Raw genomic sequence first — 12,889 nt, 5'->3', positions numbered from 1 at the left:
GGGTCGGAACATGAGGCGACGCGCGGGAGCGCTGATCGTCGGCGCGATCGCGGCGGCGCTCGTGCTGAGCGGCTGCTCCGGCGGCGACTTCACCCCGACGTTCTCGCCGAAGCCGCAGGTCGAGGGCTCGCTGCCGTCGGCGGTGCAGGACCAGCTCAAGGGCGCCGTGCAGCGCGCGATGGCGGCGAGCGGCTCCAGCGGGGCGCTGCTGGGCGTCTGGGCGCCGTGGAGCGGCTCGTACGTCACCGGCCTGGGCACGGTCGCCGCCGGGGACAAGACGCCGGTCAGCACCGACATGTCGTTCCGCATCGGCGACGTCACCCGGCTGATGACCTGCGACGTGCTGTACGCGCTCGCCGACCGCGGCACCGTCAAGCTCGACGCCAGCATCACCGAGTACGTCTCCGGCGTGCCGGATCTGCAGGACGTCACGCTGCTGGACCTGTGCAACGGCACGAGCGGCATCGGATCCTCGGCCGCGATCGCCACGCCCATGTGGCTGAACAACCCCGACCGCCAGTGGGACCCCAAGGAGCTCGCCTCATACGGCCTGGCGCAGGACCGCACGCCGGCGCACACCGGCTACCGCGACTCCGACGCCGGGTACCTGCTGCTCGGGCAGGCGCTCGAACGGGCCACGGGACAGACCGCGTCGCAGCTCATCCGGCAGTACGTCACGGCGCCGCTGGGCCTGGACGCGACCTCGCTGCCGGGGCCGAAGGCGGCCGCGCCGTCGCCGGAGCCCGCATTGAACGGCTCGTACCTTCCTCAGGTCGACGGCGCGTACCAGTGCGCCAAGCCCGCCGACATCACCGTGAGCTCGTCGAGCAACGGATACACCGACTCCGGCGTCGTCTCGACGATCAAGGACCTCGGCCGGTACATGCAGGCAGAGGCGGCGCAGGCGCTGCGCGAGAAGAAGACGCCCAAGCGCTTCGGATCCCCGCTCCCCGTCGCGGACGGCGCGCCGAGCTGGTACAAGGCCACGGGCGGGGGATACCTCGTCGGCTCGATGATCGGCCAGCACGGCGGGACCCCGGGGTACCTCACCGCCGCGTACTCCGACCCCGCGTCCGGCTTCACGGTCGTGGTGGTGCTGAACGACTCCACCGTCGGGTCGGCCTTCATCGGCGATCTCGCGTTCGAGCTCTCCGCGATCGCCTCCAAGGTGCCCGCCGGAAAGGGCCGCACCGCCCCGGAGTTCGCTCTGCCGTTCACCCCGGAGGACTACGCTAAGGCGGTCGACGGCGCGGCCGTCTGCCCGCTGCCGCAGGGCTGACCCGGTCCGTTCGACGTCTCCCTCGCGCGTCGCGAGGCCTGCCGCCGCACGGTCCGGCAGGCCCTGCGAAGCGCTGCACGACTCCGAGGAGCAGCCATGGCCATCGTCGACAACGGCATCTACGTGGACGGCGTCCGCACCGACACCCCGCACACGCTCGACGAGACGTTCGAGCTCATGCATGCGCGGGGCGGCATGGGATGGATCGGCCTGTACCGTCCCAGTCAGGAGGAGGTGCGCCAGGTCGCCGCGGAGTTCGGACTGCACGAGCTCGCCGTCGAGGACGCGCTGACCGGCCATCAGCGCTCCAAGCTCGAGCGCTACGGAGAGACCCTCTTCGTCGTGCTGCGCCCCGCTCGGTACCTGGATGCGGCGGAGGAGGTGGAGTTCGGGGAGCTCCACGTCTTCGTCGGCCCCAACTTCGTCGTCACCATCCGCCATGCCGAGACCCCGAGCCTCAGCCGCGTGCGCGGACGCATGGAGCACGACCCCGAGCTGCTCGCACGAGGCCCCGAGGCGGTGCTGTACGCCGTGCTCGACGAGCTCGTCGACGAGTACTCGCCGGTGCTCGCCGGCCTGGAGAACGACATCGACGAGATCGAGGCGCAGCTGTTCCTCGACGACTCGGACGTCACGCAGCGCATCTACGAGCTCAGCAGCGAGGTGATCGACTTCCAGAAGGCGACCCAGCCGCTGCAGCCGATGCTGGAGAACCTGCTGCGCGGATCCGCGAAGTACGCGGTCGACCTCGAGCTGCAGCGCTACCTGCGCGACGTGCTCGATCACATCATCGCCCTCTCGGAGCGGGTGTCGACCTTCCGGGCGAACCTCGACAACGCGCTCACCGTGGAGGCGACGATCGTCGCCCGGCGTCAGAACGACGAGATGCGGCGGATGACCGAGGAGAGCATGCGCCAGGGCGAGGAGGTCAAGAAGATCTCCAGCTGGGCGGCGATCTTCTTCGCCCCGACGATCGTGGCGGGCATCTACGGGATGAACTTCGAGGTGATGCCGGAGCTGAAATGGGCCGCCGGCTATCCGATGGCGATCGGTCTCATGGTCGGCGGCGGCTTCGCGCTGTACCTCGTGTTCAAGAAGCGCGGCTGGCTCTGACCGGATCCCCGCCCCTCAGCGGCCGAAGCCGGTGAGGGCGATCACGGCGAGCGCCGTGACGGTGACCAGGATCCACAGGATCGCGCCGAGCAGCAGAGGCCGCCAGCCGGCGCTGCGCAGCGCGGCTGCATCCGTCGACAGGCCGATCCCCGCCATGGCCACCGCGATCAGGAAGCCGCTCGCGTGCACCATCGCGTCCCGAGGAGCCGCGGGGATCCCGCCGAGGGAACCGAGCAGCGCGACCACGAGGAACCCGATCAGGAACCACGGCACGAGCCCGATCGCGCCGCGCAGCGTCATCCGCCGGCCATCGGCCGCGCGACGCGACTCGATCACCGAGAGGCCGACCGAGATCGGGATGATCATGAGCGTGCGCACGAGCTTCACGACCACCGCGAACCCGAGCGCGGAAGCGCCGAAGACGCTCGCCGTCGCCACGACGCTGCTCGTGTCGTTCACCGCGGTGCCGGCGAGGAGTCCGAACGTGTGCGGATCCAGTCCGAGCGCGTGGCCGAGCAGCGGGAAGAGCACCACGGCCAGGATGTTGAACACGAAGATCGTCGACACGGCGTAGGAGACCTCGGCGCCGACCGCGCCGATCACGGGCGAGACCGCGGCGATCGCCGAGGCGCCGCAGATCCCGGTCCCGACGCCGATGAGGGTGCGCAGTCGCGGGGCGACGCGCAGCGCCCGGCCGATCACGGCGGTGCCGAGGAGGCACACCGCGAGAGTCGTGAGCATGATCGGCAGCGACTCCGCTCCCACCCGGAGGATCGCGTCGAGCGACAGCTGCGCGCCCAGCAGCACCACCGCGATCTGCAGCAGGAACCGTCCGGAGTACTCCACTCCCGGCACGAACCGCGCACCGGGCCGCCGGATCACCGCGATCGCGACGCCGATCACGATCGCGGGCAGTGCCGAGCCGAGCACGGGCACGGCGGATCCGATCAGGGTGGCGGCGATCGCGATCGGCACGGTGAGCGCGAGCCCCGGCAGCACCTCGACCGCCCGCAGTGCGAGACGGGACGGCAGCGTGCGGGCAGGGCGGAACATCATGGATCCAGGCTCGTGCGTGGCCGCGCCCCGCGGTATCCGGCTAGGCTCGATAGGGATACAGGCAGAGACTGTGGGGTGTGCGCATGGCCGATGGATCGATGCCCGACATCGGCTCGCTCGAATTGCTGGTGGCCGTCGTGCGCACCGGCTCCATCTCGGCGGCGGCGCGTGAGATCGGGGTGACCCAGCAGTCGGCGTCCACGCGGCTGCGCGCGATCGAGCGTCAGCTCGGACTGGCCCTGTTCCACCGCACCCCGTCCGGGACCCGGCCCACGCTCGAGGGCGAGGTGGTCGCCTCCTGGGCCGATGACGTGCTCGCGGCGGCCGCGCGGTTCCGTGCGGCGACCCGCACGCTCCGCGGCGAGAGCACCGCGCGGCTCACGGTCGCCGCGAGCCAGACGGTGTCGGCGCGGCTGCTCCCACTCTGGCTCGTGGAGCTGCGCCGGCAGCAGCTCGCCGACGGACGGACCCCGACCGCCGTGCAGCTGCTCTCCGGCAACAGCACCGACGCCGAGGCCCTCGTGCGCGATGGGCGCGCCGACCTCGCGTTCATCGAGTCGAGCGAGGTCCCCTCCGACCTCGGCTCGACCACGGTGGACCGGGACGAGCTCGCGCTCGTCGTGGCGCCGGAGCACCCGTGGACCGCGACCGGTCCCATCGCGTTCGAGACGGCCGCCACCGAACCCCTCGTCGCGCGCGAGGAGGGCAGCGGCACCCGGCGCGCGTGGGAGGACGAGGTGCGCCGCCGGCTCGGGCGCGACGCCGCAGCACCCGCGGTCGTGCTGCCGACGTCGGCGGCGGTGCGCTCGGCCGTCGCGAACGGATTGGGCGCCGCGGTGTTGAGCCGCAGGGAGGCCGCCGACGACATCAGGCTCGGACGCCTCCGCGCCGTCCGCACGACGGGGGATCCGGTCGTGCGGCCGATCACGGCGCTGTGGCGCGGCGGTGCGCGCGACCTGTCCGCGTCCGGGCGGGAGCTGATCGACGTGGCCGTACAGACGGCGAGGGCGCAGGCGGGACGAAGGACCCCGGCGCCGCAGTAGTCTCTGAGCGTGCCCTCCACGGAAGGATCCGGATGCCGCCGTTCGTGCTCATCGGCCTGATCGCCGTCCTGCTGTGGTCGCTCATCTCCCATCGGTTCGAGCGCTGGGGCATCGCGGGTCCTGCGATGCTGCTGGTGCTGGGTGCGGCGGCAACGGTCTGGAACCTCGACGCGTTCGGCGTCTCGCTCGACTCGCCGGTCACCGAGAAGGTCGTCGAGGTGGTGCTCTCGGTCCTCCTCTTCGCGGACGCGACCGAGGTGCGCGGCGGGATCTTCGGCGGGGAGGGCAAGGTCACCGCGCGTCTCGTGCTGATCGCCCTGCCCCTCTCCCTGCTGCTGACCGCGATCCTGTGCGGCTGGCTCGTGCCGGAGTCGTTCGCCGTGATCGGCGTGATCGCCTGCGTGATCATGCCGACCGACTTCGCCCCGGCCACCCGGCTGCTGCGTTCTCGGCTGCTCCCGGAGCGCGTGCGCGCGATCCTGAACGTGGAGAGCGGCTACAACGACGGACTCGTCTCGCCGATCTTCGGCATGGCGCTGCCCATCGCCGTCATCATCGAGCCGCTCGTGCGCGAGTACCTCCGGACGGGCAAGGACACGTTCACGCTCGACGAACAGGACGTGGGCCACAACGGCGAGAAGTTCGTCGAGGCCTTCCTCAACGCGGTGCCGGCCACGCTCGTCGCGATCGTGATCGGTGTGGCGCTCGGCGGGCTCGTCGGGCTGGCGATGCGCGCCGCCCGCGACCGCGGAGTCGCCGACGCCGGGGGCGCCCGGTTCGTCATGGTGCTGCTGCCCCTGATCGCCTACGGGATCGCCACCATCCCGGCACTCGAGGCCAACGGCTTCGTCGCCGCCTTCGTGGCGGGCCTCATCTACCGTGTCGCCCGCACCGGCGGCATGGCGGAGCGCGTGATCCCGCATGAGGAGCTGCTGCTCGTCGAGGAGGTGGGCACCCTCACGGCGAACTTCGTGTGGTTCATGCTGGGCGGGGCGACACTGCTGGTCTTCACCGTCTCGTTCGACGTGCGGATCGTGCTGCTCGCGCTGCTCGCCCTCACGCTGCTGCGGCTCGGGCCGGTGTACCTGTCGCTGATGGGGAGCTCGGTGCCCCGCGGCGATCGGGTCAGGATCGGGCTGCTCGGTCCGCGCGGCACCGCCACGATCGTCTTCGGCCTCCTCGCATACAACGCCCTGCCGGACGACGCGGGCGACCTCGTGCTCACCGCGATGGTGACCACCGTGGTCGGCAGCATCCTGCTGCACGGCGTCCTCGCGCCGCTCGTGCTGCGCCGTCTCGCCCCGGAGGGCGACGACGCGGCGAAGGCCCGGGTGCCGTCACCCGGGCACTGATCGTGGCCGGCGCTCCGGTGCGCCGCCGGGGTCAGCCCTGCGCGGCCTGCCGGGTGTAGACGCCCCGCATGAGCGGCGCGGGCGCCGCATCAGCCGGCACGGCCGAGTCCAGCTCGACCGTCAGCCGGTCGCCGTCGGCGCGCAGGCGCATCACGGTGCGTCCCCGGTCGGAGCGGCGGTCGAGCACCAGCGCCTCGTCGACCCACTCGGCGGATCCGGGGGCCTGAGGGGTGAAGCCGTAGGTGTCGAACCACCAGAAGCCCTCTCCGGCGACCACGGCGTGCGCCACGAGCGGAGCACCTTCGGCGCCGTCGCGGGCCTCGACGTAGTCGAGCAGCACGCCGGCGGGGCCCGGTTCGACGCTGAGGGCTCCGCGGGCCGTCCCGGCCTCCGTCCACGCGGTGGGGAACAGCTCCTCCGTCCCCGTCCAGTCTCCGAGCAGTGCCATGAGCCGAGAATCCGGTGCCATGCCCACGAGCCTACGCGGCCGACGCTGTCGCGCACACGCGGTCGCCGTCGTTGCCAGGAGGGAAAGATCCGGGATTCTTAGCGCGTAAGATCGCGAAAAGCCAAGGGATCCGCGTCGTCCCGCTCAGTACTCTGAGCAGGTTGTCCGGCGAGGGTGCCGCATAGTGCGCAGCGCACACCACCCGTCATCGCCGACGGCATGGAGGAGGTAGCTATGGCAGTCATCGGCATCGTCCGAGAGCCTGCGGGAGAGTCGCGCGTGGCCGCGACCCCGGCGACGATCGCACAGCTTCGCACGCTCGGTCACGACGTGGTCGTGGAGCGCGGAGCGGGATCCGATGCGTCCTACCCGGATGAGGCCTACGCGGCCGCCGGGGCGGAGCTGGTCGATCGCGCCCGGGCATGGGGCAGTGAGATCGTGCTGGCGATCACGGCGCCCGGAGCGGAGCAGATCGCCCTGCTCGCCGACGGGGCGACGATCATCGCGCTGCTGTCGCCGGCGCTGCGGCCCGATCTGGTGGAGTCCCTCGCGCAGCGAGGCATCACGGCGCTCGCCCTCGACGCGGTTCCGCGCATCTCGCGCGCCCAGTCGATGGACGTGCTCAGCTCGATGGCCAACATCGCCGGCTATCGCGCCGTGGTGGAGGCCGCGCACGAGTTCGGGCGCTTCTTCACCGGCCAGGTCACGGCAGCGGGCAAGGTGCCGCCGGCCAAGGTGCTCGTGGCGGGCGCCGGCGTCGCCGGTCTCGCCGCGATCGGCGCCGCGTCGAGCCTGGGCGCGATCGTGCGCGCGACCGACCCCCGGCCGGAGGTCGCCGACCAGGTCACCTCGATCGGCGGCGAGTACCTGCCCGTCGACGTGGCGGTGGAGAAGTCCACCGACGGCTACGCCAAGGCGACGAGCGAGGCGTACGACCGGCGGGCGGCCGAGATCTACACCGAGCAGGCCGCCGACGTCGACATCATCATCACCACCGCCCTCATCCCGGGACGTGCGGCACCGCGGCTCATCACCGCCTCCGACGTCGCCCGGATGAAGCCAGGCAGCGTGATCGTCGACATGGCCGCGGGCCAGGGCGGCAACGTCGAGGGATCCGTCGCCGGCGAGCGCACCGTCACGCCGAACGGCGTGATCATCCTCGGCTACACCGATCTCGCGTCGCGCCTGGCGGCCCAGGCGTCGCAGCTGTACGGGACGAACGTCGCCAACCTCGTCGCCCTGCTCACCCCGGGCAAGGACGGCGCCTTCACGATCGACTTCGACGACGTCGTGCAGCGCTCGGTGACCGTCGTGCGCGACGGGGAGATCACCTGGCCCCCGCCGCCCGTGCAGGTGGCGGCAGCCCCGGCGAAGGCCCCGGTCGCGTCGACGCCGATCGAGGCGCCGCAGAAACAGGGCCTGTCGGCGGGCCGCAAGGCCCTGCTGATCGTGCTCGGCATCGCCGCGCTCTTCCTGGTCAACGCGTTCGCGCCGGCGCCGCTGCCGCAGCACTTCACGGTGCTGACCCTGTCGGTGGTGATCGGCTTCTACGTGATCGGCAAGGTGCACCACGCGCTGCACACCCCGCTCATGTCGGTGACCAACGCGATCTCCGGGGTCATCGTCGTGGGCGCGATGCTGCAGATCACGGATCCGGATCCGGTCGTCCAGGTGCTCGCCGCGATCGCGGTGCTGCTCGCGTCCATCAACATCTTCGGAGGGTTCGCGGTGACCCGCCGCATGCTCGCCATGTTCACGAAGGGCGGCCAGAAGTGACCGTCGGAGCCCTCTCCACCGCCGCGTACATCGTCGCGGCGCTGCTGTTCATCCTGAGCCTCGCCGGTCTCAGCAAGCACGAGACCGCCCGTTCGGGTGTGGTCTTCGGCATCTCCGGGATGGCGATCGCCCTGATCGCGACCGTGTCGCTCACGGTCGCCCGCGCCTGGTCGGGCGGCGCGGTGATCGGCCTCGTCTTCCTGCTCGTCGCGCTGCTGGTGGGCGCGGGGATCGGACTGTGGCGCGCCAGGGTCGTGGAGATGACCGGCATGCCCGAGCTCATCGCGCTGCTGCACAGCTTCGTGGGGCTCGCCGCCGTGCTCGTCGGCTGGAACGGCCACCTCGCACACGCCGAGATCGCCCCCGCGCTGGTCGGGATCCACAACGCCGAGGTCTTCATCGGGATCTTCATCGGCGGGGTGACCTTCACCGGATCCATCGTCGCGTTCCTGAAGCTGTCGGCGCGGATCTCGTCCAAGCCGCTCATGCTGCCGGGGAAGAACGCGCTGAACATCCTCGCGCTGGTCGCCTTCCTGGTGCTCACCGTCTGGTTCGTGATCGACCAGCAGCTGTGGCTGCTCATCGCGATCACCGTGCTCGCGTTCGCGCTGGGCTGGCACCTGGTCGCCTCGATCGGCGGCGGCGACATGCCGGTCGTCGTCTCGATGCTGAACAGCTACTCCGGCTGGGCGGCCGCGGCGGCGGGCTTCCTGCTCAACAACGACCTGCTCATCGTCACCGGCGCGCTCGTCGGATCCAGCGGTGCCTACCTCTCGTACATCATGTGCAAGGCGATGAACCGGTCGTTCCTCTCCGTGATCGCGGGGGGCTTCGGCATCGTGGCCTCGACCTCGTCCGACGAGGAGCACGGCGAGCACCGCGAGATCACCGCGACCAGCGCCGCGGAGCTGCTCACCTCGGCGAAGAGCGTCGTGATCACTCCCGGCTACGGCATGGCCGTCGCACACGCCCAGTACCCGGTCGCCGATCTGGTGCAGCGTCTGCGCGAGCGCGGGGTCGACGTGCGGTTCGGCATCCATCCCGTCGCCGGTCGTCTGCCCGGGCACATGAACGTGCTGCTCGCCGAGGCGAAGGTGCCGTACGACATCGTCCTGAGCATGGACGAGATCAACGACGACCTCGCGCACACGTCGGTCGTGCTCGTCATCGGCGCCAACGACACCGTGAACCCCGCCGCGGCGGAGGATCCGGGCAGCCCGATCGCGGGGATGCCGGTGCTCCGGGTGTGGGAGGCCGAGAACGTGATCGTGTTCAAGCGCTCCATGGCCGCGGGCTATGCCGGTGTGCAGAACCCGCTGTTCTTCCGCGACAACGCGCAGATGCTGTTCGGCGACGCCAAGCAGCGCGTGGAGGACATCATCGCCGCGCTGTGACCGGATCGGATCCGGTCCCGTCCCGCCGGTCGGGGCGGACCGGATCCGCAGCCCGGGAGCTTCGGGTGAGCCCACGCCAGGGCCTGGGTCCGCCTCCGAGCGAGATGGATTTCGCTGCTGCGGAGCTTGCGCGGGCGCCATTTTCCATCTCGGACCAGGATCCGTGTGCCGAGCGAGATGGATTTCGCTGCTGCGGGGCACGTGCGAGCGACGTTTTCCATCTCGCCGCAGGGTTGCTGCGCGTGCGGAGATGGATTTCGCTGCTGCGGGGCACGTGCGAGCGACGTTTTCCATCTCGCGCGCGGATCCGCAGGGCGGGGCGCGGTCAGGCGCTGGCGTGTCGGGCGGCGGGTCGCGGTCAAGCGCCCGCGTGCCGGGCGACGATCGCGGCGGCATCCCGCGCGGAGGTCGCGCCGTAGAGGAAGCCGCGCACGTCGCCGACCCGCGACGCGACGAACGCGTCGGCGACCGCGGGCGGTGCGCTGCGCACGAGCAGCGAGCCCTGCAGGGCCACCGCGAGCGCCTCCGTCAGCCGGCGGGCCCCGGCCTGCGCCTCGGCGGATGCCGGATCCCGCTGCGCCTCGTGCAGCAGCCGCGCGGTGTCGTCGAGGTGCGCGTCGAGCCGGGCGTCCGCGCCGGCCGCGAGGCGCACCTCGGCGAGCAGCGCGTCGGCCGTCTCGGGCTCGCGCGCGATCGCACGCAGCACATCCAGCGCGATGACGTTGCCGGATCCCTCCCAGACCGCCATCACCGGCTGCTCGCGATAACGGCGTGCGAGCGGGAACGCCTCGGTGTAGCCGTTGCCGCCGAGGCACTCGAGGGCTTCGGCGGCGTGGCCGGGCCCGCGCTTGCAGATCCAGTACTTCAGCACCGCCGTGGCCAGCCGCCGCAACGGTTCGTCGGCGGCGGGGGCGTCGGCCTCGTACGCGGCGGCGACCCGCAGCGACGCGGCGATCGCGGCCTCGGTCTCGACCGCCAGATCGGCGAGCACCTGGGTCATCGCGGGCTGCTCCGCGAGCGGGGCGCCGAAGGCCGCCCGGTGCTGCGCATGCCAGATCGCCTCCGCCGACGCCTGCCGCATGCCCGCGGCGGTGCCGAGCATGCAGTCCAGGCGCGTCTGGTTCACCATCTCGATGATCGTGCGCACCCCGCGGCCCTCATCGCCCATGAGCCATCCGACGGTGCCGTCGAACTCGACCTCGCTGGAGGCGTTCGCCCGGTTGCCGAGCTTGTCCTTGAGGCGCTGGATGAGGAAGGCGTTGCGCGATCCGTCCGGCAGCACCCGCGGCACCAGGAAGCAGCTGAGCCCGGCGGGCGCCTGGGCGAGCACCAGGAAGCCGTCGGACATCGGCGCCGAGCAGAACCACTTGTGACCGGTGAGGATCCAGGATCCGTCGGCGGCCGGGACGGCGGCGGTGCGGTTCGCGCGCACGTCGGATCCGCCCTGCTTCTCGGTCATCGCCATCCCGAACAGGGCCGACGTCTTTCCGGCGATGAGCTCGGGGGAGTAGTCGCGGGAGAGCAGCCGCGGCAGCCACTGCGCGCGCAGGTCGGCGGGCGCGAACTGCTGCAGCGCAGGGACCACCGCGTGGGTCATCGACACCGGACAGGCGTGGCCCGGCTCGACCTGTGCGAACAGCAGGAAGTGCGCCGCCCGCGCCACCTGGGCGCCCGGGCGCGGGTCGGCCCACGCCGCCGTGTGCGCGCCGGCGGCGACGGCTGCGCCGAGCACCCGGTGATAGGACGGGTGATACTCCACCTCGTCGATGCGTCGTCCCCAGCGGTCGAACGCCGTGAGCGAGGGCTCGTGCACGTTCGCGAGCTCGGCATCGTGCTGGAACCCGGCGGATCCGACCAGGCGCCCGGTCACGCTCAGCCCCGCCTCCGCCCAGGACGCGCCGTGGCGCCGGACGCCCTCGGCGAGGGGCAGGTCGAGGGCGAACTCGTCCAGCCCCTCGCGAGGAGGAGCCTGGTTCGTCACGGTGTGCGTCGCCATGCGGATCCCCTTCGATCACGGTCTGCTCCGACGCTACGCCATCGGGAGCGGGCGGCGACGGCGGCTGTCAAGACCCTGGGCGCATGTCGCGTCGAGAGGTGGCATGGGTGTGCGGTGCCGCTTCGGGCGCCGAGAAGGAGGACGAGATGAGCGATCAGAGGGACCAGACGGATCCGGAGGACGAGACGCGCGCCGCGCCGACGGGCTCGGGCGATCCGAACGACGACCGCGCCCACCTGCAGCACCAGCCGCCGGCGCAGGTCGACGAGGAGCGCGCGACCGCGGTGGAGGAGGACGAGGATCCGGTCGCGCACGACGCGCGGGCCGCGCAGGAGGGAGGCGCATGATGGCCGTGCTGCCCAACCCCCTCGCCGTGCAGGAGCACCTCTCCGGAGTGAGCTATCCGGCGTCGCGCGACGACCTGGTCGCCGCCGCGAAGGATCGCGGTGCGGCCGATGTCATCGTCGACGCGCTCGCCGGGCTGCCGGATCGGAGCTACGAAGGGCCGGCCGAGGTCAACGCAGAGCTGTTCGGAGACCGCTGAGGCGATCGCCGCTCACCGGCCGTCTCGGGCAGCCTGCCACTCCTCGCGGAGCACGCCCATGCGCACGAGGTCCTCGTACTGCCCGCGCACCCAGGCGTGCTCGCGCTGGCGCCCCTCCACCACGAAGCCGGCCTTCTCGTAGGAGCGGATCCCGGCCGCGTTCGACGAGATCACCTCGAGGTGCACGCGACGCAGATTGCCGCGCACGAACGCGAACTCGAGGATCTGCCGCATCGCCTCGGTGCCGATGCCCCGACCGCGCGCGGACGCGATGAGGGCGATGCCGACCTCCGCGTGCTGCGCGACGTCGTCGACGTCGAACAGGCCGACGGTCCCGACGGCCGCGCCGGCGACGTCGATGACGAAACTCATGTTGCCGCCCGGATCCGCCTCCCGCGCGGTGAGACGCGCCTGCCAGGCCTCGCGCGTCGGCGTCACCGGGCGACCGGGATTGCGCTCCTCCCACGTGTCCAGATCGGACGCGATGCTGTAGAGCGCATCGAGGTCGGCATCGGTGCGGGCACGGAGCGTGACGGTCGGAGCTGTGGACATGGGGACACGCTACCCGTGGGGTCCGACACGGCTCCGGGAACCGGGGCCGAGCAGCGCCACGGGAGCCTTGCCAACGCCGAGGCCCCGGCATAGCCTGCCCGGAAGAGGGCGGATCCGGTCGGTGCGAGCCCCGTCGACGCGGATGTCGACGCCCGGACGGCGAGCTGCGAGGAGGACGGAATGGGACGCGACGAGGACGACGACCGACTCGAGGAGCAGGATGCGGTCGATGAGGAAGTGACGGAGACGGATGAAGAGGGCGGACCGCTCCCGCCGCCGTCGGTCGAGACGACGCTCGGCTTCGAGGGCGGCATCGAGGGCCTCTGATCGGAGCCG

At 71.6% G+C, this 12,889-nt stretch carries 13 protein-coding genes; 9 read left to right on the top strand and 4 right to left on the bottom strand.

Annotated features, from left to right (window positions below):
- Window positions 1–10: 10 nt before the first annotated feature.
- Both NFX31_RS16420 and NFX31_RS16415 read left to right on the top strand, forming a co-directional pair.
- Window positions 11–1,279, top strand: coding sequence for a serine hydrolase domain-containing protein (locus tag NFX31_RS16420; protein ID WP_262956281.1), 1,269 nt, complete (start codon window positions 11–13; stop codon window positions 1,277–1,279).
- Between the two features lie 96 nt (window positions 1,280–1,375).
- Window positions 1,376–2,392 carry a magnesium and cobalt transport protein CorA gene (locus tag NFX31_RS16415; protein WP_045250860.1) on the top strand — a complete coding sequence of 339 codons (1,017 nt, stop codon included), beginning with the start codon at window positions 1,376–1,378 and terminating at the stop codon, window positions 2,390–2,392.
- Between the two features lie 15 nt (window positions 2,393–2,407).
- On the opposite strand, the gene NFX31_RS16410 is transcribed toward NFX31_RS16415, so the two are convergent.
- Complete coding sequence (locus NFX31_RS16410; RefSeq protein WP_262956280.1) at window positions 2,408–3,448, bottom strand: YeiH family protein; 1,041 nt, start codon at window positions 3,446–3,448, stop codon at window positions 2,408–2,410.
- Window positions 3,449–3,531: 83 nt separating this feature from the next.
- Here NFX31_RS16410 and NFX31_RS16405 point away from each other — a divergent pair, with 83 nt between their 5' ends.
- Window positions 3,532–4,491: a LysR family transcriptional regulator gene (locus NFX31_RS16405; RefSeq protein ID WP_045250861.1), complete on the top strand. Its 960-nt coding sequence runs from the start codon at window positions 3,532–3,534 to the stop codon at window positions 4,489–4,491.
- Window positions 4,492–4,523: 32 nt separating this feature from the next.
- Window positions 4,524–5,843 carry a cation:proton antiporter domain-containing protein gene (locus NFX31_RS16400; RefSeq protein ID WP_045250862.1) on the top strand — a complete coding sequence of 440 codons (1,320 nt, stop codon included), beginning with the start codon at window positions 4,524–4,526 and terminating at the stop codon, window positions 5,841–5,843.
- Between the two features lie 31 nt (window positions 5,844–5,874).
- Here NFX31_RS16400 and NFX31_RS16395 read toward each other — a convergent pair whose 3' ends face one another.
- Complete coding sequence (locus NFX31_RS16395; RefSeq protein WP_156156776.1) at window positions 5,875–6,312, bottom strand: hypothetical protein; 438 nt, start codon at window positions 6,310–6,312, stop codon at window positions 5,875–5,877.
- A 213-nt stretch (window positions 6,313–6,525) separates the two neighbouring features.
- Here NFX31_RS16395 and NFX31_RS16390 point away from each other — a divergent pair, with 213 nt between their 5' ends.
- Window positions 6,526–8,067: a Re/Si-specific NAD(P)(+) transhydrogenase subunit alpha gene (locus NFX31_RS16390; protein ID WP_045250864.1), complete on the top strand. Its 1,542-nt coding sequence runs from the start codon at window positions 6,526–6,528 to the stop codon at window positions 8,065–8,067.
- Window positions 8,064–9,461 (top strand): Re/Si-specific NAD(P)(+) transhydrogenase subunit beta, encoded by a 1,398-nt coding sequence (gene pntB / locus NFX31_RS16385; protein ID WP_045250865.1) that lies wholly within the window; start codon window positions 8,064–8,066, stop codon window positions 9,459–9,461. The genes NFX31_RS16390 and pntB overlap by 4 nt, the downstream gene beginning before the upstream one ends.
- A 358-nt stretch (window positions 9,462–9,819) precedes the next feature.
- Here pntB and NFX31_RS16380 read toward each other — a convergent pair whose 3' ends face one another.
- Window positions 9,820–11,457, bottom strand: coding sequence for an acyl-CoA dehydrogenase family protein (locus tag NFX31_RS16380; RefSeq protein ID WP_103951810.1), 1,638 nt, complete (start codon window positions 11,455–11,457; stop codon window positions 9,820–9,822).
- Window positions 11,458–11,603: 146 nt separating this feature from the next.
- Between NFX31_RS16380 and NFX31_RS16375 the strand changes: the two genes are divergently transcribed.
- Window positions 11,604–11,804: a hypothetical protein gene (locus tag NFX31_RS16375; RefSeq protein WP_045250867.1), complete on the top strand. Its 201-nt coding sequence runs from the start codon at window positions 11,604–11,606 to the stop codon at window positions 11,802–11,804.
- Window positions 11,801–12,001, top strand: coding sequence for a DUF2795 domain-containing protein (locus NFX31_RS16370; RefSeq protein WP_082072324.1), 201 nt, complete (start codon window positions 11,801–11,803; stop codon window positions 11,999–12,001). Before NFX31_RS16375 ends, NFX31_RS16370 begins: the two co-directional genes overlap by 4 nt.
- 12 nt (window positions 12,002–12,013) lie before the next feature.
- On the opposite strand, the gene NFX31_RS16365 is transcribed toward NFX31_RS16370, so the two are convergent.
- On the bottom strand, window positions 12,014–12,553 hold the full coding sequence (locus tag NFX31_RS16365) for a GNAT family N-acetyltransferase (RefSeq protein ID WP_091478009.1): 540 nt from the start codon (window positions 12,551–12,553) through the stop codon (window positions 12,014–12,016).
- A gap of 180 nt (window positions 12,554–12,733) precedes the next feature.
- On the opposite strand from NFX31_RS16365, the gene NFX31_RS16360 reads away from it, so the two are divergent.
- Window positions 12,734–12,880 (top strand): hypothetical protein, encoded by a 147-nt coding sequence (locus tag NFX31_RS16360; RefSeq protein ID WP_175491238.1) that lies wholly within the window; start codon window positions 12,734–12,736, stop codon window positions 12,878–12,880.
- The last annotated feature ends 9 nt before the right edge of the window (window positions 12,881–12,889 follow it).

Origin of the sequence: Microbacterium azadirachtae (assembly GCF_025583665.1) — a bacterium.
GTDB lineage: Bacteria > Actinomycetota > Actinomycetes > Actinomycetales > Microbacteriaceae > Microbacterium > Microbacterium azadirachtae.
The sequence above is the reverse complement of the archived record's forward strand: the minus strand, read 5'-3'. Positions and strand labels throughout refer to the sequence as shown.